The sequence below is a fragment of the Algoriphagus jejuensis genome, assembly GCF_039523455.1.
Classification (GTDB): Bacteria; Bacteroidota; Bacteroidia; order Cytophagales; family Cyclobacteriaceae; genus Algoriphagus; species Algoriphagus jejuensis.
This window is the reverse complement of the sequence record NZ_BAAAFI010000007.1, coordinates 160856-181714: the sequence shown is the minus strand read 5'-3', so window position 1 is coordinate 181714 and position 20859 is coordinate 160856. Positions and strand designations below refer to the sequence as shown.

Below are 20859 nucleotides of genomic sequence, written 5' to 3'. Positions count from 1 at the left end.
ATCATAGGATTTTGAAACCGTAGATAGGGGTTTAGGATTGTGCCCGAAAAATATCTTGGATACTGAAGAGCAAAATTTCTCAATCGCGATTCACTGGATTTGCCTATTTTTTGGAAACGATAAATCCGACCCATGCGCTTCTTTCAACTTTCCGCTGTTTTAGCTCTATTAATCACGCTTTGGTCTTGCGAAACCAAGCCGACCTCTGATGCTGAGTTTCTGGTTTTGCCCAGTCCAACTACTTTCGAGATCAAAGGCGAATCTGACTTGGATATTTCCGAGGTCAAAAACTCATTTACTCAAGCCAAAGACCTTTTTACTTCCGGCAAAGATCCGATGGAATTGGGAAAGGACAACTTCACTTTGATCCTTGACCCGGCGTTTTCACTTGCGGACGAGGGCTATGAGTTGGAGATTTTCTCCGAAAAACTCGAAATCAAAGCCAGTACAAGAGCGGGCCTCTGGTATGGGGTGATGACTTTGGGACAACTCTTGGAGGATGCAAAAGATCAAAACGCACCGCTTCCGATCTGTAAAATCACGGACGCTCCGGCCTTGGCTTACCGAGCGGTTCACTTGGACGTAAAGCACCACTTGGAGACGAAGGAGTACTACTACGAGCTGATGGATCGCTTTGCTGCGCAAAAGATCAACGCAGTAATCGTCGAGATCGAGGATAAACTTGGCTACGAACTTCAGCCGAAAGTCGCTTCTTCGGATGCGTTTTCGATTGCGGATTGGAAAGCCATCAGCGACTATGCCATGGCGCGGAATATCCGCATCAGCCCGCTGGTGCAGGGCTTGGGCCATGCGTCTTTTATCCTGAAGCATGACGAATACAAGCCGCTTCGAGACGATCCGGAGAGCGATTGGGCGTTCAATCCACTCAATGAGGAAACCTACAAAGTCCAGTTTGACCTGTACGAGGATGCGCTGAAAGCCTTTCCGTATGCCAACTACCTCCATGTGGGTGGGGACGAGGTTCATACAACAGGACGCGGCAGTGCCAAGTCTCCTCTGGAATTGCAGCTGACGTGGCTCAATCGGGTGAGTGATTACGCTGCTCAAAAAGGCCTGACGCCGATCTTTTGGGACGATATGCCCCTGCAAAATGCCGGCGTCTATGGGTCGATGTATAATAGAAAGTTGACCGAAGTCCAAGTGGACAGCATCTGGACAGCCAATGAGTCTAAGCTGAATGAATACGTGGGGATGTTTCCGAAAAACTGCGTGTACATGCGCTGGAACTACAATATGCCAGAGTCCCCTGGCAACATTCGCGCGATGAAGTGGTTTTCCGACAATGGGCTGAAAGTGATGGGAGCGACTGCCGGGCAAACCCGCTGGAATCTCTTACCACAGGATCAGAGCAACACCAACAACATTCGTGATTTTGCCTTGATCTCGATCCGAAACAAGGCAGATGGCCTGCTCTTGACGCTTTGGGATGATGACTCGCCCCATTTTGAGTTGTATGGCAGAGGCATTGCGATCTTTGCAGAATTTACCTGGGCCGGGGAAAAGCGGAACACCGAGGAACTGCATGCAGCTTATCGACAGCGGGCGTTCGGCTCTGCCTTGGCGGGTGCTGAAATGGAATTCATCAATGACCTGGAGGCCCCAGTTGCTTTTTGGAAAAATTCGCTTTTGGACAAAAAGAGAGACAGAAACCGCTTGAGAAACCTTGAAGACCCGATTGATCAAGCAGTGATTCCCTTTCCGAATGCTGATTCGGCGGGTGCTTGGACTCAAAAATATCAAGATAAGATCGCTGCCGCTGAAGCCAATTTGGCCAGGGTCGATTCGGTCTTGGCACTCATTCAGAAATCCAAAAAGCTAGCTGTGCGCAACACCTATGCGCTGGAAGTATACGAGCAGGTCGCTCAGGCAGCACAATTTTCCAATCGGGCGATCATCACATTGGCCGAACTCGACGAACCCAGCGGTGAGAAGAGAAGTCAAGCCGAGGCAAAACTGGCTGGGATGAAAGAAGAGTGGAGCGCCATCCAAGGTCAGTTGGAAGAAGTCTATGGCCAAACCCGTCAGCTTAACAAACCTGCGGACTATATCCTGGATCAGGATCACCACGTTCATTTGGCCAATCAGGCTCTAAACTTCTCCGATTGGCAATTTTATGTGGAGGGCTTATTTTTGGAGAAGGTGGATCAGGAGCTGAAAAAGTAGGTGCTAATAAATTCAACCCTCCAAGGGTTTGAAACCCTTGGAGGGTTAGGGGGTTGGTTTTTCACTCGTTAAAAAACGGTCGCATTTCCTCGTGGATTTCGCCGCGAAGTCTTTTGAGTTTTTCGGCATATTCCTCCAGCTTCTTTTCCTGCTCGGTTTTGGCAACCCAAGGCTTTACTTTTTTCGGGTCGCCATTTTCGTCAACGGCAACGAAGATGATGATGCAGTGTGTCTTTTTCTCGAATTTTTTCTGCGAAAAAGCCCTTGAATAGACCTCGACCATAATATGGATGCTGGAACTGCCGGTAAGGATCACCTGACAATCGATCTTGATCAAATCTCCGATGGCGATGGGCTTGTAGAATCGGATGCCGCCCACGTACACTGTCACACAATAGGTCTCTGCCCAGGTGCGGGCGCAGGTGTAGGCAGCTTGATCGATCCATTTCATCACGGATCCTCCATGGACTTTGCCACCGAAGTTAACGTCGGAAGGTTCGCTGATAAATTGAAAGGTGGTTTTATTTGAAGCCATGGCTTTTAGGTTTAGTGGATTGGTCGAAAATAAGAGTTTTTATTCTATGAATCCGCCTGCTCTTGTTTTCTGAATTAGTTCGATTACAATGCCACTGCTCCCTGTTGTGAAAATCCGTATCCAAAATGGAATCCGGAAATAGAGGGGGTTCGTCCCGGCGACCACTTACAACTTACACACCCAACTATTCATATTCTAAATCGGCTCTTTAACGACAATTTCCATCCCCTCAGCACCTGCATAAAAAACCAAAATTTCGGCAGGTTCGTCTCCGTTGTTCACGCCATAGTGGATCGTGTTGACCACTTCGATGATCGGATCGCCAGCCTTCATTTCCAGGACATTTCCGTGGATGTCAACGACGGTCAGCGCGCCTTTGAGTAGGACTCCGGCATTGATCACCGGGTGGTGATGTTTGGATAGTTCGGAGTGGGGTGGGATGGTCACTTTGACGATGGAGATTTTGGGTTTTCCGTCGGGGTAGGTTGGCAGTGAATCTCCGTTCCAGGAGAGATAGGACTCGGCGATGAGCTCAGATGAGGGGTTTCCGGAAGTCGGCTTCTCTTTTCCGCAGGAGAAAAGCAAAAATATAGAACTCAAAAGGGCGGGCAGGAAGCGAAGAGTCATCGATTTGTAGGAGAGTTAGATGAGGAAGATAAGGGTGGCCAAGGCCACGAAAAACATGGTGCCATAGCCAATGAGGAGATTTCTTCGTAATGCCGAACTTCCTGCGTAGATCCCGATTCCCATCTTCACCAGCGTATTGGAGATGGAGGCGACCAACACAGCAATGGCCGCAATCCCAAGATCCAAGGTGCCTCCGGCAAGCTTAGACATGGAGATAGTAATCGCATCGATGTCGGAAAAACCGGCAACCGCGCTCGAAACAATCGTACCGCTGCTTCCCAGGTTTTCATTGGCGTAGCTTACCAAAAGCAAGATTAAACTGTAAATCACTCCGAAAATCATAGCGCCTTTAAGATCCAGTGGCTTTTTGAGCGGCATTTCCGTCTCTCCGCTTTTCTTATTTTGTCTTTTGAAAAAGATAAAAAGCGTGATGCCAATTGCACTTGCGAAGACTAGGGCGATGGCAGGCAGCAGTTTTTTAAAGAGATCTTGACTAAAGATAGAAGTCCAAATCAGTACCCGTACAAACATGATGGAAGATGCGGCGAGGATGGCCGTGGCGCAGCTTGCGGAGAGTGCTTCATTTTCTTTGCTCTTTTTGGCATAGATCCAAGTCACCGCGGTGCTTGACACTAGTCCACCGACGATCCCGCCAAGCAGAATTCCTTTTTTTGGCCCAAGAAATTTGGTAAGAATGTATCCTACCAGCCCAAGGCCAGAGGTCAGGATAATGACCCAGCCGATTTCTTTGGGATTAAGGACGTCGTAAGGGCCAAAAGTTTCGTCGGGAAGGAAGGGAAAGATCAATAGCGCGATGACAACGAAGCGGATGAAATCGTACATCTCTTCGGCGGTAATCTTTCCCACGATAGTCTTGATCCGGAATTTGGAAGAGAGAACCAAGAGCATCAGCACCGTGATCATCAGGCTGATTTCGATCATTCCGATAAAGGTCATGGAGCCCAAAACAAAAGCTAGAAGAGAGCTGAATTCTGTAGTGGCGCCGTGGTCTCCACGGGCGGCGGTAAACCAATAAGAAACTGCGATCAAAAACGATACGCCGAGAAAAAAAGCAAAGTAAACCCAAGGGGAAAAGAGGAAATTGAATAAAGCGGCGATAAAACCCAGAAGGACCAAAAAGACAAAAGTGCGGATCCCGGCATAGCTTTTTGAGTCCTCGTTCATTGCACTGTATTGGCGCTCAAGACCGATCACACCGCCGATGCCGATCGCGACCAGCAATCGGATGATAAAATCACCCTGCGTTAGCGATAATGACTCTTGATCGATTAGTAGTGTTTCCAATTTTTTGAAATGAAAAGGGACTGGGAACTTCGCTATTCTTCCTCTAGGTAGTATTGAACTTCGAGAAACAAGTCGTTAGGCTGTTCAATTCCGGTTGATTGACTCAGTGAAGTTAGCATTCCACCGATCCGAAGCTTTTTCTCAGGAAGCGGGGATTTTTCCTTGTGATGCGCGATAATAACTATCTTGTCCGTTTCTTTTGAACTCAGTTCATATACATCGTAGGAGGTCACGATCGGTACCATGGTGAAACTTGTCACCGTATCTACGATCACCGGAACCATGATAGATCCTACAAATTCGCTTGTAGAACTGATTTTTTTCGGCGTGCCGACTATCATGGTGCTTATCCCAGCTTTGCCCTGCAGAGCACACTGGTCCAGGCTCATGTGTACTGGCTGGTATTTTTCATACAATACAAATAAATCGGTGTCCAGATGGACAAGAATTCGTTCTTTGTCCCGATTGCTCAAATGTGAAATCGAGAGAACAAAATAGAGAATCATCGCCTGAGGATCGTGAGTCACTCCCGCTACTTTTCCCATCTCGGCAGGTGACACAATGCCGTCTTTGGCGTGGCTCAACAAGTTGTAAACTCTACCTCCATTATCAAATGAATCAATAGCTTCTTGAAAAGTGAGGAAAGGGATAATCTGTTTCATTTTAATGTCGGATTAAAAAAAGCATCATTTATTCGGAATAAAGAGACTGGAAGAAAAGGGAGAGTTTGTGTGTGATAAGTGGTCTGGGCCGTTGTTGGCAAAGGGGTTGTCTGTGGCTGAGATAAACAAAAAAAGAGGCCGGAGCCCCCTTTTTTTCAGGTAAGATTGGCTTTGAAAAAAGCGATTGTCTTGTCCCAGGCTTTGGTGGCGGCGGCTTCGTCATACCTAGGAGTGGTATTGTTGTGAAAGCCGTGATTTACTCCCGGATAGTTGATCATCTCGTATTTTTTGTTGTTGGCTTTGAGCGCTTCTTCGTACGCTGGCCAGCCTGCGTTTACTCGCTCGTCGAGTTCTCCATAGATGACTAAAAGTGGTGCGTTGATCTTTGGCACATCCTCGACCGGAGGCTGCCCGCCGTAATACGGAACCGCCGCTCCTAAGTCAGGAATTCTCACGGCCATCATGTTGGATATCCAGCCGCCAAAGCAAAAACCAACCACGCCGACATTGCCATCACAGTCTGGATGTTTTTTAAGAAATTCGTAGGCGGCTATGAAGTCCTCCAACATGTCGTTGCGGTCGAGTTTCGCTTGCATCGTTCGGCCTTCGTCGTCATTGCCGGGATAGCCTCCGAGTGGAGTCAGTGCATCCGGTGCGATGGAGATAAAACCCGCTGCGGCACATCTTCTTCCGACGTCCTCGATGTAGGGATTCAACCCTCGGTTTTCATGCACTACGACGATGCCCGGGGATTTTCCGCCTCCAGCAGGCTTGGAAAGCAAGCCCTTGATCTCTCCGCCGCCCTTGGGAGAGTCATACATGACATAGTCAGAGCTTTGCAGCCGTGCATCCGTTGGCTCGATGGTGCGTGTGTTGACGTAGTCCGGCATCATGGAGCTCATGAGCGCAGTCACGGTGATGCCACCGACGGCATACACGGACAGTTTTTCCACAAAAGTCCTGCGGTCGAGCTTGTTGTGGCAATAGTAATCATAGAGGTCAAAAGCTTCCTGGGGGATGTCTTCTTTTCGGAGTTTTTCCATGGGTTTATGGTTTGGTTAGTTCCGATAAGTTATCCAAAAGTTTTGGAAGATTTGAAAAATTGGGTGGAGCGGCTGGAATGATCGAGAAATTCACGGAGTAAATTGAAATCAGATTTCCGAAAAAAAAATTGAAGTGCTGGAATCGGAAATTCCGGAGACATTGGGACGGATTGCATTTCGATAGTTATCGAAATCTGTCCAGCGAACTCGCCAAGCATCCAAAATCCGCCGAAGGGAGCAGATTTATTCAGCCGCAGGCCTCAACTTCATCTGCAAACCCTGGAGGAAATTTCGTAAAATCTGATCCTTGCATTGTCGGTATTGGGATTGGGTGGGCTTGCGGAAGAAAGCACTGAGTTCGTGTTTGCTCAATCTAAAACCTCTAAGGCCAAATACTTCCAACATGTCGTCGTCCTTCATATTGAGGGCAATTTTCAGTTTTCTCAGGATCGCATTATTGTCCAATGATTTTTCGGCGGCCGGAGTGCCTTCCTCTTTTGGACCCCGCTTCAAGATGATCAGGCCATTCAGAAACGCTGCCAAATCCTTGTCGTAGATTGCTTTAAACCCCTCGTCTTCATCTCGCTTGAGCCAGTTGCTGACTTCTTCTCTGCTGACTTTGAGGCCGCCTTTGCTGAAAATATCCATCATGACGAAGTCATTGAAATCAAAAGAATAGCGCAGGGTGCGAAGGGTGTCGTTGTTGCTCATAAGTACAAATATGTTTTAATTTCATGGCAGAGGCGCAAAAAACGGGGAGAATTATTCATCGAGGAGTCTAAGACTGGGCAGAGTCAGTTCCCAGCAAACGAGCCATTTGATGCCACATCTTTTTTAGTCAATAGGTATATTAGCTTTCATATAAGTAATTGGCAGACACGCTTGAATAGCGCGCTTATCAACTAAGGTCTTCCGTCAAACCTATGGTAGGGATCGGGAAGACTTCCAATCCAGTTGCAAAAGTCTTTGTTTAAATTATCTCTGATGTCACTGCGTCTCCGCAGTGAATAAATACGAACTTTGCCCAGTCCAAATCCCGATCCCTTGTCAACAAAAGTACTTTTCATCACCCCGCCGTTTACGCAACTCAACACGCCTTATCCGGCAACGGCGTATCTGAAAGGTTTCCTGAATACCCTGAGCGTGAAATCCAATCAGGCGGATTTGGGAATCGAGGTGATTTTAGCTCTTTTCTCCAAGAAAGGGCTGACGAAGGTTTTTGAAATCGCCGCGCAAAAAACGGATGAACTTTCGGATAATTCCGCTCGGATTCTGCGGATGAAAGCCGCTTACCTGCAGACGATCGGCACGGTGATTGACTTCCTTCAGGACAAAAACCCAACTCTCGCTTACCATATTTCCGAAGGGGATTTTCTCCCCGAGGCCGGACGATTTGAGCAGTTGGATGACATGGAATGGGCTTTTGGATCACTTGGAGTACGGGACAAAGCCCGGTATTTGGCGACCCTTTACCTGGAGGATATCGGCGATTTGATCACCGAGGCGGTCGATCCGCATTTTGGATTTAGCCGCTACGCGGAAAGATTGGGCATGTCGGCTTTGACTTTTGACGAGATGAATGAAGCGCTGAATCAGCCGCTGAGTTTGATCGACTCGATCCTGCTGGAGCTCTTGGACGAAAAAGTCCAGACCTACCAACCAGAGTCTGTGGCCTTTTCGGTTCCCTTTCCAGGCAACCTCTACGGAGCGCTCAAGTGCGGGCAATATTTGAAAGAAAAACATCCCCATATCAAAGTCTGGATGGGTGGTGGCTACCCCAATACGGAGCTCCGTTCACTTAAAGATTCGCGGGTTTTTGACTATGTGGACTTCATTACGCTGGACGATGGGGAAGCTCCGGTTCAGCTGCTGTTGGAGTATTTGGATGGGAAAATCCCCGTATCCGAGTTGAAAAGAACCTTTGTGCGGATCAACGGGCAGGTGGAATTTTTCAACAATACTGCGGTGAAAGACTTCCCACAGCGGGAAGTGGGGACACCTGACTACAGCGATCTCAAGCTGCGGGATTACCTCTCTGTCATCGAAGTGGCCAATCCTATGCATCGACTTTGGAGCGATGGGCGCTGGAACAAGCTGACCTTGGCCCATGGATGCTACTGGGGCAAATGCACGTTTTGCGACATTTCACTCGACTACATCGGGCGATACGAACCGATCCAAGCGGCGATGCTTTGTGACCGGATTGAGGAGATTATGACGCAGACGGGCACGAATGGATTTCACTTTGTAGATGAAGCTGCGCCGCCAGCCTTGATGCGCGATCTTGCCATCGAGATTATCAGACGCGGTTTGGTTGTCGTTTGGTGGACGAACATCCGTTTCGAAAGCAGCTTCACGGCAGACTTGTGTCGCCTGCTTCGGGCGTCCGGATGTATTGCGGTTTCGGGCGGACTGGAGGTAGCCTCCGACCGGCTTTTGGCGCTGATCAAGAAGGGCGTGACGGTGGCTCAGGTCGCTCAGGTAACCAATCACTTTACCCAATCGGGCATCATGGTGCATGCCTATCTGATGTACGGCTATCCGACTCAGACTGCGCAGGAGACCGTTGATTCAATGGAGATGGTACGGCAGTTGTTTGAGTCAGGCGTACTGCAGTCCGGATTTTGGCATCGTTTTGCAATGACTGCACACAGCCCGGTTGGGCTGGATCCGAAGGCTTTTGGAGTGCAACGAACTGAACTTTCCGTGGGGACTTTTGCCAACAATGAGTTGGAGTTTGATGACCCGGTGGGCCTGGATCACGGGCGTTTTTCAGAAGGGCTCCGGAAATCGCTTTTCAATTACATGCATGGAGTGGGGTTTGATATTCCGCTGAAAGATTGGTTTGACACCAAAATTCCGCCTACTTCCATTCCCAAGAAATATATTGAAAGACAGATCCAAAGTGAGTCAGCGCAAAGCTATAGGGATCAAAACCGCATCGTTTGGATTGGGGCACAACCCGAGCTTATTGAAGCGGATCCGGGACTTTGTGACTTGGTTTTCTCCGGGAAAAAGGAAGATTTTGCCCTCGAACTTCCGATTGAGCTGGGAGAGTGGGTCTGTTGGTTGCTGGCCAAAGTCAGCTACGATCAGGCGCTCAATACACTCAAACCAATCCGCGAAAGCTATGAGGCCGATTTGGGAGAGTTTGATGAAATGCTTGAATCCGAAGTTTGGGAGATCTTGCGGGAACACGGGCTGCTGGTGTTTTAAGATTTGGGATTTAAGGACGAAGCAATATTCCCGATTTTCAACCTGCTGAGGGTACGTTCACCAATACCAGACATCCCAACTATCGACTTTTCATCTGTCTTAATTTTTCTAAATTCCCTAACGGAAAGACCTGTGTTTTGTAGCGCCTCCATTTCTGGTGCGTCTTTTGTCAAACTAGTATTCGAAACTAAACTGAAATCAACATGAAACGAATTCTGATGTTATTCTTTGCGGCGGCGATGGTCTCGCCTCTGGTTGCGCAGCAAGTACAACAAATTCCCCTGATCGAAGTCGAGGGCTATGCGGAGCGAAAGACAGCTCCTGATGAAGCGATTTTCTCCATCTCACTTGAGGAAAAGGCGATGAAAGTCAATGATGCGGTTGATGTCTTGAACAAGAAAACCGACAACCTGTCCAATGCCTTGAAAAAGGGCAAAATCAAAGATTTTAAATTGGTCGCTGACAACTACGCGGTGGACGTCAATCGCATCTATCGGTCAGGGTCTCAACGCGACAGCGGGTATGTGGCTCGGCAAAGCCTTCGGATCGTGACTTCTGCATCTAATGAAGATCTGCATAAGATCGTAGAAGCCATCCAAAGCGCTGGCGACATGAGTTATAACCTGATTTTTGGGGTGTCCGATGCGACTAGAAAATCTCTGGAAAACACCTTGCTGACTGAAGCCTTGCAGGACGCGGAAGCCAGAGCAAATCTGATCGGGTCGACCCTCAATTTGAAAGGACTTCGGGTATTTAATGTGACTTTGGAGCAGAACTATAGTCCTCAACCCATGTACCGGTCAAACGCAAAGATGGCGATGGCAGATTCGGAAGAAATGCTGGTGCAGCCTGATGAGCAGTCCCTGACTAAGAGGGTGTATGTGAAATATACGTATTAAGAAGGAAGCCTGACTTGATCGGGACTAGCTGTTTGAGTTCTTGCCGTGAGCGTCGCTGCTCACGGTTTTTTTGTGCTTCAAGTCAGAATTAATAGACCAAAAAACCTATGAAAATCAAAATTCCGACGGAAAGTCCAAGTAGAAATACCTCGTAGGCTCTTCGGATCAGTTTGTATTTTCGGTTCAGGACTTTGCCCTGATAGTAAAGAGAAATGGCCATATGATCCATGATGGAGGCTTTGTCGCCCAGGATTTGATGAGTTTCGGTCAGGTAGTTCTCCATCGTATATTTTGCACTTTCACCAAAAAACAGCAGACTGGATTTTGGCTTGGCGCCCTCGCTACCTTCCTTGCCAATGATAGATGGCTTGGCGGCCTGTACAGCCAACATCGTAGAAGCTAGGATTACACCCAAAAAAAGAAGCACTGGGCCGATGGTCAGGATGGAATCGATCTCCAACCGATGCGACACGGTGCCATATCCCAAAACTGCAATCGTAGATGAAATCACCAGCGAGTTGATGGTGATGATGATGTTGGCCTTGTTGTCGGCAATTTGAAGCAGATTGCAGTTGTTTTTAAACGCGACACGAAAGTAGGTTTGTTTTTCGCGCTGGGTTTTGTCTTTTTCCTTTTTATGCTGCGTAATCGGAGGTTCCATGGGTAGGGTATTTCCCTTGAATTTAAGGAATAATTTAAATCGTTGTCCTCAAAGATGTCCCGGAAAACATTTAGCCGCCTATTTTCCGGAAATCAAAATTGACTTTCAGATGGGATTTCTTGAAAAACTTTATGATTTTCAGGTCTTTGCCCCATCCATCTCCCGACGCCATGCACCAAGACTCCCTCGCAGTGTCCAAGTTTGGTCTGATTTCATTCCGTTTCGCGTTCATTTATTTCCTGATCTATTTCAATCCGCTCATTTATTTCAATGCGGTGCCGGGATTGTATTGGATTCCTCAGCTCGCCATCCTTCCTTTTGATGCGCTGACTTTTTTTCTCAACGACCACCTGTTTCAGATTCGTCCGCAACTCAATCAGATGGGTGGAGGGAGTGGAGATACCAGTTTTGCCTGGGCTCAGGTAGCGACTTTTCTTACTATAGCTGGGGTTGGAGCATTGATTTGGTCTGTTCTGGAGTGGAAAAAGCGAAACTACCTGACACTTCACTATTGGCTGTGCCTGATCCTGCGCTATAGTCTTGCCGGGATTGCATTCTCGTATGGGATTCTGAAAGTCTTTGCGATGCAAATGTACTTTCCCAATCTCAGCCAGTTGGCGACGCCACTCGGTGATTACTTGCCGATGCGCCTCTCGTGGATGTTTATCGGATACAGTGAACCGTATCAGATTTTTTCCGGGGTCGCCGAGGTGATGGTTGCACTGCTGCTGATTTGGAGACGGACAGCGCTGCTTGGAGCCCTGATGGCCGTCGGCGTCTTTGCCAATGTGGTTATGCTGAACCTCAGCTTCGATATTCCGGTGAAAATCTACTCGATCCATCTCCTGATCGCGAGTATGTTTTTGGTGTGGCAGGAGCGGGAGCGGCTTTTTGCCTTTTTTATCCTGAATAAGTCCGTTTTGCCGGCAACTCTTTATGAAAAGAAAATGGTGGAACGCTGGCAGAAAACCGGCCGGTTTGTGCTCAAAGTGGCATTTTTTCTTTCCAGCTTCTGCTATACCACTTATAATTACTACAACTATTTCGTCCAATACCACACGGATGTTTCCAAAGTTTTGGAGCCGATTCAACCTGGAATCTATCATGTGGAGCTTTTTGTGAAAAATGGCGATACTATTCCCGAAAGCTTAGTAGACTCGCTCCGTTGGCGGGATGTGATCTTTGATTACAACGGTGCCGGAAGCCTCGCTGCCAATGATTCCAGTCTGCGCATGCGGTACGGCAGGGCGTATTTCAATTATCTGCCGGATAGCTTGGGCAAGCAGGTGGAATGGAGAGTCATGAATTGGGACAGCCTGCCTGCTGCAACTTTTGCAATGGATTTTCCATCGGAGGATCGAATGATTTTGAGCGGCGAAAAAGGAGGTGACTCCCTTCATCTGGTTTTGAAAAAATTGAAAAGGCACTTTCCCCTTACCGAGCGGCAGTTTCACTGGATCAGTGAGTCTAATCGGTGACGAGGTGAGGTGGGCTGAAGTATAATTGTTACATCCAGCATCTTCGTGAAATTCCATGTTTCAAAACCAGCAGCTGACTCGGGCGAAAGGCAGGCCATAAGATGTTACGTTACCTAATATGGCATCTTCCTGATATCTCAATTCTATCGGCTACAACTTCCACCAAATCTGTACTGTTAATGACAAAAGTTCCTTCATCCGATTGTTCAAACAATTTGCAGAAAAGTGGTTTATCGAGATAAGTGACCGTTACATCTCTTAACGCTTGCGCATTTTCTATCAGTTTTGAGATTGGCCCGTACTGTATGGCTGTAAATTCAGAGGTTTCCTTTTGCTCCTCATCGTCCAGCTTTATTTCATCTCTTATGTCGGTATACTCTTGCTCGATTGCCTCGATAAACGCCGTCGTTGGTAGCACAATTTTATAATAGCTAACGACTAGCCCTTCGTAGTCAAACCTGCCGAAATTGAGGCCGGTGTTGACGCTCATCAGATTAGCGTCTACTTCCTCTTCATTAATATAAACTTTCATCTATTTCCGCGACTGGATCGGGATGACTTGGTGCCAAACTGTTTGAGGCCGGTCGGGCGGATACCCGTTTTCCAATCTGTATTTTTTCCGCTCTTGGGTAAAGTCCCACCAGTTGAGATCTTGGCGTGGGTTCTTTGCAAAAGCCACAACTAACCGAAACTGATCCTCGACACAGGGATCGGTCGCGTATCCTTTTTTTCGCTCAAAAGCCTCCAGGAGTTTCGCACCATCTTCGCTTTTGAGCTCGTCCAAGGAATAAAATCCCAGAAAAATCAAATCCTCGGCAAACTTAATCCCCACAGAAGGAATCGTTTGAAATTCTGCCAAAGCTCGGATTGTTTTCACCCGCTCTGAGGTTGCATCCAGGATCATTTCCAATTCGTCCAGCGCATAGTCCGAAATTTCTGAGATCTTGATCTTGGCATTTCGCAGCGCCTGGCGTTCGGAGGGATAGAGGTTCAACGTAGGGATTTTGGTTGTTTTCACCTTGAAAAGCTAGTGAAAAAAATTACTAGCAAGGAATTTCCATTGACCGAGGGGCAGTTTCACTGGACTTGAGCGTCGAATAGGTCAATGGATCTGCTGGCCTAAAAGGAAAATGACTTGAGAGCAAGACCTAACACTTGGTGGCTATTACAATTGGAATAGGTTTATCGATCATTCAGGAAGGATTTCAGCAACATTTGAAAGTCTGCTGATGAATTGACCGCGTCGTAGGTGTGCGTTCGTATTTTTAGCAGCGGTAGGAAAAAATTTTGGATGAAGTCATGCTGGTGGATGATCAACGTAGGTTTGCCAAGCGCCATGGCGATAGCGAGCTCCAAGCAGGCATTGGGGTTGAGTAGGGTGATATCGGCGATGATGAAGTGTGAGGCGGTGAGGTCCTTCCAGATGGCCCCCATTATTTCCGGATCTAGGTTATCATAGCCCACCCGGTATTCTATGTTCAATCCACCACAAACCGCTTTGATGACTGCCTCGGTGGCTTTGCTCCAAGTTCGGAAAGCAGTTACATGAAATAGTTGTTTTTTCCCTGTTTGGGTAGGATATGACCCGGCAAAGGGAGGAGAAAAAATCATATGTTTTTCCCCCGGATTGAGGTTAAACAAGGATTTACCAACCAGCTCGAGCAGCGTGGCATCGTCCTCATTTGCATCGATAGCCTGCAGGAGGGCTTTGGTTTTTTCGGTAGGCTGAACCGAAGAAATCCGCTTTAGATAGGCGGACGACTGGTGTAGAATGTTTTCCTTCGAAAGTCTAGGCTTTCCATAGGTAGCGATTTGAATGGCTTCAATGAGTCTAGGTACATCGTCCTCATTACCATAGAGGTAGCAGGGATGGATGTCAATATCGAAGGGGGCAATCTGTCCGGCTTTCAACAGGATGACTATGGGCTTGCCTAGCGCCAACGCCCAGCCGCATTCGAATGCCGCAACGGCAGTTTGGGACGCTGCTTCCAACACGTTGTTTTCCACTTCAATATTCCCCTTTGCCCATCCCTTCGGATCGGACTTTTGAGGATCGTAGTCGCTGAAATCAAAGATCGCCAAGCCGGATTCCCGCAGTTGAATCCATCGGTCATCCAAGCTGGTGGTATTCGATTTTTGCGTAGCCAACTGTAAACCACATTCGGAACAGGATCTTTCCAGAACGTTCTTGGCACCATGCGTTCCGCTGAAGAAAACTTGGTTTACATGCAGGATGACATCGTAAGTCGGAAAAGAACTCGGCGAGAAATAAAGCAGCTTTCTCTGTTCAAACTGCCCGATATCATAAGCAATCTGGCGCAAGCCGAACTGTTGGTGCTGTATCAGTTGCTTAAGCGTGTAAGCCGATCTGAGCAAGTTCATGGTGTCCTCTCGAGCCGCCTGAATACGCTCGAATTCTTTTTTATCTTCTCCCTTCAGGTTTTCATCGAGGGCCATCATGCGTGTAGCCAGTTGCGGAAAGAGCGCTACAAATTGTTTGATCATCCGGTTATTTTCAAATTCGGGAGCAATAGGCAGAAGATTCACAGAACCAATGAATCGCTGATTACTTTCATCCAAACTTTGCATGGCAATTTCCTGTTGCCATTCCGGACCGGCTAGCTGCTCCATGACGACGGTAATCTGAGCGTAAAACTGTTGGAGCTGAGGATAGAAAGGTCGCATCTCTTCCGGAATATTTTTTTCAACAAGCCTCAATACTGCAGGGAGAAATAGTTTGAACAGGTCAGCAATAACAGGCATCTCCATTTCGGATAAGCCTGCGATTCTGAGTGCGACCAAATTAAACTTGTTGAAAAAGCGGGTGAGAACGACATTTATAGAATGCCCCGCTTCCAGCTGAAGGTTCATTTCGGAAATGCCGGTTTCCATTTCCTTTTTTACGTCCTCGGCAGTCACTGATTCCGGAAGATTCTCGAAATAATCCTTCATGTCAAAAAGCCCCTTGACCATTTCATCTAGAGATTCGTTTATCTCCGGGGTCGCATAACTGCGCGAGCTTTCCACTAGGTCTTGAACAAATTGGAGGTAACCATCAAAATCCAAGGATTCATCTTCCAGCTTTTTTTTAATTAAGGAGATCGACTCATAGATGGCATGCTCTGAAAAACCATCTTTCACCAGTCGATCCTTGTAGCGGCCGATGATTTCGGGAATGTCTAAATTCCCGTCTAGCTGGACGGGGCTTAGCTCTTCAGGCTGAATTGAGGCTAGATAGACTTGGATGGAAGTGGCGTGTTCTTCACTCATTTGTTCGAGTGCCGGGGTATAATCCGGGTCAAAGTACAAGACTAATGCAACTAACACATTGAAATAATAAGCATACTCCGGCTCAGAAAAAGACGGTTTTAATTTGCTCAACTCTTCCGCTGTTTTTAGCCAGTCCGCGTGGACAAAGCCGTTTTCCTGAAATTGTATGAATCGGTTTGCCAGCAGTTGTTCGGCTGCATTTTTACCGACGTGGTCCTCCGGATAGGTTTCCGTGAATTGGACCAGCATCTGCAAGCTTTGCAGTTGAAGAATCAGGGTTTCAAATAGGGCATCGTTGACTGGATTAGAGGTGTATTCCCATTTGGCCAAGTCTTGGAATGAATCCGTGATGGTCTTCAAAGCCGCTAGGTATTCTTGTTGGTGGATTCGCTGAGAGACATCCTCCAAAAACTGATGACAGCGCAAGCCCATGGAGTTTGGCGCATATAGGTTTTGATAACCCTGCTGAATATCCTTTCTCAGGGCCATCACTTCAGCTTCATTGGGAAAGTTGAGGTAGTTTTTCAGATAGATTCCGGTCAGCTCCAGAAAAGCGAGCTGGAGTTGAAGCCTGTCCTGACGGCATAGTACGCCATATTTGCCGAGATAATTAATCGTCTGAACGAGCAAAGGTTCATGCTCAGGCAGGGAAAAATCTACCTGACGAGTTTGTTCCAATAAACTCTCAAGTGGCATCGGCTGGTCCATAGGGAAAGATACAAGAAACCGATTTTATTTTTGTCTAACTAGTCAGACCTAAGATGTAAAAGGTTATTGTTTAAGTAGGAATCAATGCCTTCAGATCATCCAGCGTATTTGCATCGCCTATTTTCTTGTCTTTGCGCCAACGCAGAATCCTGGGAAAACGGACAGCCACGCCGCTTTTGTGACGGTTGGAAAAAGCAATTCCTTCAAAAGCCAGCTCAAACACAAGAGTTGGTTCTACGCTACGGACCGGGCCAAACCGCTCTAATGTCGTCCGCTTGATGATGTTGTCTACTTGGGCAAACTCCTTGTCTGTAAGTCCCGAGTAAGCCTTGGCAAAAGTCACCAACTCATTCTCTCCTTTTTCATTCCGCTGCCAGAGCCCAAACGTGTAGTCGGTAAAAAGATTTGTTCGTCTGCCATGACCTCGCATCGCGTACGTCAGTACTGCGTCGATGGTCAGCGGATCGATCTTCCACTTCCACCAGTCTCCCTTTTTTCGACCCACTTGATAGGGAGCAGATTTCTTTTTGAGCATTAGTCCTTCGCTGCGTTTTTCTCTAGCTAGTTCCCGTTCAGCTACGACTTCTTCCCACGAGGTGAAGTTTTTTTGTTCTGAAAGCTGCAAGACCGGATGACTCGTGTCGTTAACCAAAGCCTCCAACAATTCCCTTCGATCCTGATAGCTTAGGTTTCGAATGTCTTTTCCGGCAAACTCCAAGAGGTCATACGCTTTGAAGATCACGGGTACTTTTGCAAGCACGGCTTTGCTGACATTTTTTCTGCCGATTCGGGTTTGTAGGTCGTTGAACAGGCCGACTTGGTTTTCCACAAAGGCTAAAATCTCCCCGTCTAAAACCGTTCCTTCGGGGAGGACATTGGCCAATTGAGCGATTTCAGGATACTTTTCTGTGACCAATTCCTCACCTCTAGACCAAATGAAGATTTCTTTTTTCCTGACAATCACCTGCCCGCGTATCCCGTCCCATTTGTGTTCTACTGCCCAGTCTGAGACGTCACCCAGTTCATGTACTTCATTTTCGAGTGCGTAGGCGAGATAAAAGGGGTAGGGTTTGGAGACGTATGCCTGTTCGTTTCTTCCAAAGACCAACTCATCAAACGTCGTGTCCCCGGGACTCCAGTTGCCCATCAGCCGGTAAGCCAATTCGTCGTCGGGAACTGATGTAACTTGGGAAAGTGCCTTGGTCATCAGCTTCTGACTGATCCCGATCCGGAAGGATCCCGTCAGAAGTTTGGTAAATACAAATCGAGAATAGTAGTCCAGCTGCATCCACATGTCCTGTACATATTCTTTTTTTTCGGGATCGGTTTTGGATTTCAATTGTACCAGCTCTTGGAGAATTTTGCTGAGAGACTTGTCGCTGGTGTGTTCATCGTTTGGCACGACAAGGGCAATTGACTCCGCGAGGTCTCCCACGATATGATAGCTTTCCTCAAACAGCCAAAGCGGAATCTCCGCAAGTTCGGCGGCATAAGTTCGGAGTAACGTCGTGTTCACTGGCCTTGGAGGTCGTCTGTGAGATAGGATTGCGATGGTCCATAGCTTGTCCAGTTCGGATGCTTGCGCAAAGTACCCAGCCAAGGCAGCGACTTTCTGGTTTGTCTTATTGGTAGCATCCAGCTTTTCGATCAGTTCTGCGAAAGATTTCATGCGGATGGGATGGGTTCAGGTGTCGCGATTTCCTCTTTTTCGCCCTCGTAATCCGTGTTTTCTATGCTTGCGTCATAGCCGAGTTCTCGCAGATATCTGCTGAAAATATCGGTATAGCCATGTGTGCAGATGACCCGGCTGGCGTCGCTCGCTTTGATACTTTGCAACAATCCCTGCCAATCGCAATGATCGGAGAGTACGAATCCCTTGTCCGTAGCCCGACGTGATCTCGCACCACGAAAAGCCATCCAGCCGCTGCAGGTGCCTGTTTCGAAAGGGACGAATTTTCTCATCCAGGGAGAGCCGTGGGCACTGGGAGGGGCGACGACGATGTTTCCCCGAATTTCCTTTGCAGAAGTGTTTGGAGTGATCAGCTTGGTTGGGGGCATTTCCAATTGCGGGCGGAGTACCTCCGTCATATTTTCCACTGCACCATGGGTATATATCTCCCCAATCGATGTGTCGAGATACTTCAGAATCCGCTGGGCTTTACCCAGTGTATAGCCAAAGAGGACGGAGGTTTTGCCGTCCTGTTGATTGCTTTGCCACCAGGCATTGATTTCCCCGAAGACCGTAGCTTGGGGCTTCCACTTAAAGGCAGGCAGGCCAAAGGTGCATTCCGTAATCATCGTATTGCATCGGATTGACTCATACGGTGTGGCTACTCCGTCGTCTTCGCTCTTATAGTCCCCTGTGAACACCCATACTTCACCTTTGTACTCCACACGCACCTGAGAGGAGCCAATGATATGCCCCGCCGGATGAAGGCTAAAAGTGACCCCGTTGATCTGAATGGGCTCATTCCAGCCAATTCCCTGAGTATTAATTGCTCCAAGTCGATGGCGGATGATCGGGATGTTACTGTGATGGGTCAGGTAGTTCCTGTGTCCAAATCTAGCGTGATCAGCATGCCCGTGCGTGATGATGGCCCGGTCTACCGGCTTCCATGGATCAAGATATACCTTAGCCCTCGGACAGTAGATTCCCTTGGAATCGAATACTAATAGATCGGAGGAGTTCATTGACAGCTGATTGAGTTTCCGAGGACTGAATACAAGGATTATTCCAGAGACAAGTGTCGGGAGCATTGCCTTTTCCGATCAGTAACAATTCTACCGGCAAAAAGTCTGGAAGCGATGCCTATTTCTCCGGAAGATTGGGGTCTCTTCAAACAAGATTTTGACATAAAACGAACAGAAAGTGGATGGTCATCGCACGTGCAAATTCGAAAGCCATTGATTTTATGTCGGAAGCGACGCTTCTTGGTTTGTATGGTGGATGCTCGGTGGCAAGGTGATATGTTTGGATCAAAAAGTTTCAGATACTGCCAGGTAAAAGCCACTGGATTGCTCTCCAAATCCATAATCGAGTGTCAGGTTTGTTCGGGAATACTTGTCCACCATCACCCGCAAGCCGAGTCCATAGCCTGCTTTTACGGAATCAAAAAGTTTCAAGTCTTGAGCGACATTGTTTGTGGTAGTGCCGTTGACAAATACCACTCCGCTCAATACACCACCACATCTAGAGATGGGGAATCGGTATTCTGTCTCTGCGTACATATAGTCTTTCCCCCTGAAGCGCCCCTGTGTGTAGCCTCGGGAGCTTCTGCCGCGTTGGTCGTAGGCAGTGGAGGGTAAGTTCATATATGGGAAGTCTCCTTCTGGTGTGAAATTTCCCATGGCCCAAATTGCAATGAGGTGTGCAGGGTTTCTTTTGGATAGCCCATGATAGCTTCTCCACTCTCCCATGAACATATTGGCGTTGTTTTTATTTCCGACTACCTTAAAGGCACCGCGATAGCCGAGCGAAAGAAAATGTCCCTTGTACGGCTGAATCATGTTGTCTCGCGTATCGATGATAAAACTGGCAAACAACGCCGAAGAAAAATATTTCTCGGTCGGAAATCCGTATTTGGTGTTGTAGAGATAGTGGGAGGTAAGCCGCATTGAATCACCTTCAGAAAGGTTCAATTTCAGATCCTTGATTTTAGAATAGGAATCAAAATTGTAGCCTAACCCTACATACATATCATCTTTGATTTTTACTCCGACGGACTGATGTAGCCGGCCAAAGTTAAAAGTCATCGGCTGGGTGAGAGAATCCTGTGTGGTCTCGATTCCTGCCAAATTGAATTGATAGTCCAAGATTCCGCCTTCGGGGGCATTGGTACCCAATCCATAGGTGGACTGAGAAAAGATCAGATACCGCCAGTCCCCGGAGTAAAAAAATTTCTCGTTCTTCGAATAGACGTTGTTTTTGAGCATTAAAATATACTGATTCTTGGTAGTAGCCTGAACACTTCCGCTGATCAGCGAATACTGTTCACTGCCATTCATCTTGAAGGCATATTGCCCTCCAACGCCGACCATAAAACCTGTGGCAGGGTTAGAACCGATAATTGGTAGCAAGAGTAGCGAGCTTGCATCTTCTGGTTTTTCTTTGGGAGGTTTGTTCCTTGCCTGTCGGATTAGTTGGGGGAGATCTTTGGTCTCACAGACGGAATCGGCCGAAATTAGCTCCTGAGACCAACCGTCTTTATAGAAAGACAATAAAAACAGCGCAAGAACCAGGAATTTTTTCATAACGTAAAAATAGAAAAAGC

The 20859-nt window shown here is 47.6% G+C and carries 17 protein-coding genes; 4 read left to right on the top strand and 13 right to left on the bottom strand.

The genetic code is table 11. The features are described 5' to 3' along the window. The first annotated feature begins 132 nt into the window (after positions 1–132). Entirely contained in the window at positions 133–2184 is a 2052-nt protein-coding gene (locus ABD031_RS08665; protein ID WP_343850390.1) for a family 20 glycosylhydrolase, read from the top strand. Between the two features lie 61 nt (positions 2185–2245). Here ABD031_RS08665 and ABD031_RS08660 read toward each other — a convergent pair whose 3' ends face one another. The 6 genes from ABD031_RS08660 to ABD031_RS08635 all read right to left on the bottom strand — a co-directional run bounded on the left by ABD031_RS08660 (position 2246) and on the right by ABD031_RS08635 (position 7067). Beyond that, on the bottom strand, positions 2246–2719 hold the full coding sequence (locus ABD031_RS08660; protein ID WP_343850387.1) for an acyl-CoA thioesterase: 474 nt from the start codon (positions 2717–2719) through the stop codon (positions 2246–2248). A 195-nt stretch (positions 2720–2914) separates the two neighbouring features. Next, positions 2915–3346, bottom strand: a complete 432-nt coding sequence (locus ABD031_RS08655) for a cupin domain-containing protein (RefSeq protein WP_343850385.1) — start codon at positions 3344–3346, stop codon at positions 2915–2917. Between the two features lie 15 nt (positions 3347–3361). Beyond that, positions 3362–4651, bottom strand: a complete 1290-nt coding sequence (locus ABD031_RS08650) for an MgtC/SapB family protein (protein WP_343850383.1) — start codon at positions 4649–4651, stop codon at positions 3362–3364. Between the two features lie 32 nt (positions 4652–4683). Further along, the gene (locus tag ABD031_RS08645; protein ID WP_343850381.1) at positions 4684–5313 is read right to left on the bottom strand and encodes a hypothetical protein; all 630 of its coding nucleotides are present in this window, start codon (positions 5311–5313) and stop codon (positions 4684–4686) included. Positions 5314–5468: 155 nt separating this feature from the next. Beyond that, positions 5469–6356: a dienelactone hydrolase family protein gene (locus tag ABD031_RS08640; protein ID WP_343850379.1), complete on the bottom strand. Its 888-nt coding sequence runs from the start codon at positions 6354–6356 to the stop codon at positions 5469–5471. Between the two features lie 243 nt (positions 6357–6599). Then, the gene (locus ABD031_RS08635; protein WP_343850377.1) at positions 6600–7067 is read right to left on the bottom strand and encodes a YehS family protein; all 468 of its coding nucleotides are present in this window, start codon (positions 7065–7067) and stop codon (positions 6600–6602) included. Positions 7068–7400: 333 nt separating this feature from the next. Between ABD031_RS08635 and ABD031_RS08630 the strand changes: the two genes are divergently transcribed. Continuing rightward, positions 7401–9572: a B12-binding domain-containing radical SAM protein gene (locus tag ABD031_RS08630; protein ID WP_343850375.1), complete on the top strand. Its 2172-nt coding sequence runs from the start codon at positions 7401–7403 to the stop codon at positions 9570–9572. A 203-nt stretch (positions 9573–9775) separates the two neighbouring features. Continuing rightward, positions 9776–10471 (top strand): SIMPL domain-containing protein, encoded by a 696-nt coding sequence (locus ABD031_RS08625; RefSeq protein WP_343850373.1) that lies wholly within the window; start codon positions 9776–9778, stop codon positions 10469–10471. 88 nt (positions 10472–10559) lie between these two features. Here ABD031_RS08625 and ABD031_RS08620 read toward each other — a convergent pair whose 3' ends face one another. Then, the gene (locus ABD031_RS08620; RefSeq protein WP_343850371.1) at positions 10560–11132 is read right to left on the bottom strand and encodes a Pycsar system effector family protein; all 573 of its coding nucleotides are present in this window, start codon (positions 11130–11132) and stop codon (positions 10560–10562) included. Between the two features lie 131 nt (positions 11133–11263). Between ABD031_RS08620 and ABD031_RS08615 the strand changes: the two genes are divergently transcribed. Further along, complete coding sequence (locus ABD031_RS08615; protein WP_343850369.1) at positions 11264–12610, top strand: hypothetical protein; 1347 nt, start codon at positions 11264–11266, stop codon at positions 12608–12610. Between the two features lie 109 nt (positions 12611–12719). On the opposite strand, the gene ABD031_RS08610 is transcribed toward ABD031_RS08615, so the two are convergent. The 6 genes from ABD031_RS08610 to ABD031_RS08585 form a co-directional block, all read right to left on the bottom strand. Then, positions 12720–13142 carry a hypothetical protein gene (locus ABD031_RS08610; RefSeq protein WP_343850367.1) on the bottom strand — a complete coding sequence of 141 codons (423 nt, stop codon included), beginning with the start codon at positions 13140–13142 and terminating at the stop codon, positions 12720–12722. Beyond that, complete coding sequence (locus ABD031_RS08605; RefSeq protein WP_343850365.1) at positions 13143–13628, bottom strand: helix-hairpin-helix domain-containing protein; 486 nt, start codon at positions 13626–13628, stop codon at positions 13143–13145. A 164-nt stretch (positions 13629–13792) separates the two neighbouring features. Next, positions 13793–16588: a hypothetical protein gene (locus ABD031_RS08600; RefSeq protein WP_343850363.1), complete on the bottom strand. Its 2796-nt coding sequence runs from the start codon at positions 16586–16588 to the stop codon at positions 13793–13795. Between the two features lie 70 nt (positions 16589–16658). After that, the gene (locus tag ABD031_RS08595) at positions 16659–18257 is read right to left on the bottom strand and encodes an ATP-dependent DNA ligase (protein ID WP_343850362.1); all 1599 of its coding nucleotides are present in this window, start codon (positions 18255–18257) and stop codon (positions 16659–16661) included. Further along, positions 18254–19279: a ligase-associated DNA damage response exonuclease gene (locus ABD031_RS08590; RefSeq protein ID WP_343850360.1), complete on the bottom strand. Its 1026-nt coding sequence runs from the start codon at positions 19277–19279 to the stop codon at positions 18254–18256. The genes ABD031_RS08595 and ABD031_RS08590 overlap by 4 nt, the downstream gene beginning before the upstream one ends. Positions 19280–19564: 285 nt before the next feature. Further along, positions 19565–20839, bottom strand: coding sequence for a BamA/TamA family outer membrane protein (locus tag ABD031_RS08585; RefSeq protein WP_343850358.1), 1275 nt, complete (start codon positions 20837–20839; stop codon positions 19565–19567). Between the last annotated feature and the right edge of the window lie 20 nt (positions 20840–20859).

Excerpts from the sequence above, each read along its gene's own strand:
- ABD031_RS08665 (WP_343850390.1), top strand. The coding sequence starts at position 133 with ATGCGCTTCTTTCAACTTTCCGCTGTTTTAGCTCTATTAATCACGCTT.
- ABD031_RS08640 (WP_343850379.1), bottom strand. The coding sequence starts at position 6,356 with ATGGAAAAACTCCGAAAAGAAGACATCCCCCAGGAAGCTTTTGACCTC.
- ABD031_RS08620 (WP_343850371.1), bottom strand. The coding sequence starts at position 11,132 with ATGGAACCTCCGATTACGCAGCATAAAAAGGAAAAAGACAAAACCCAG.
- ABD031_RS08660 (WP_343850387.1), bottom strand. The coding sequence starts at position 2,719 with ATGGCTTCAAATAAAACCACCTTTCAATTTATCAGCGAACCTTCCGAC.
- ABD031_RS08625 (WP_343850373.1), top strand. The coding sequence starts at position 9,776 with ATGAAACGAATTCTGATGTTATTCTTTGCGGCGGCGATGGTCTCGCCT.
- ABD031_RS08610 (WP_343850367.1), bottom strand. The coding sequence starts at position 13,142 with ATGAAAGTTTATATTAATGAAGAGGAAGTAGACGCTAATCTGATGAGC.
- ABD031_RS08615 (WP_343850369.1), top strand. The coding sequence starts at position 11,264 with ATGATTTTCAGGTCTTTGCCCCATCCATCTCCCGACGCCATGCACCAA.
- ABD031_RS08590 (WP_343850360.1), bottom strand. The coding sequence starts at position 19,279 with ATGAACTCCTCCGATCTATTAGTATTCGATTCCAAGGGAATCTACTGT.
- ABD031_RS08595 (WP_343850362.1), bottom strand. The coding sequence starts at position 18,257 with ATGAAATCTTTCGCAGAACTGATCGAAAAGCTGGATGCTACCAATAAG.
- ABD031_RS08635 (WP_343850377.1), bottom strand. The coding sequence starts at position 7,067 with ATGAGCAACAACGACACCCTTCGCACCCTGCGCTATTCTTTTGATTTC.
- ABD031_RS08600 (WP_343850363.1), bottom strand. The coding sequence starts at position 16,588 with ATGGACCAGCCGATGCCACTTGAGAGTTTATTGGAACAAACTCGTCAG.
- ABD031_RS08655 (WP_343850385.1), bottom strand. The coding sequence starts at position 3,346 with ATGACTCTTCGCTTCCTGCCCGCCCTTTTGAGTTCTATATTTTTGCTT.
- ABD031_RS08585 (WP_343850358.1), bottom strand. The coding sequence starts at position 20,839 with ATGAAAAAATTCCTGGTTCTTGCGCTGTTTTTATTGTCTTTCTATAAA.
- ABD031_RS08645 (WP_343850381.1), bottom strand. The coding sequence starts at position 5,313 with ATGAAACAGATTATCCCTTTCCTCACTTTTCAAGAAGCTATTGATTCA.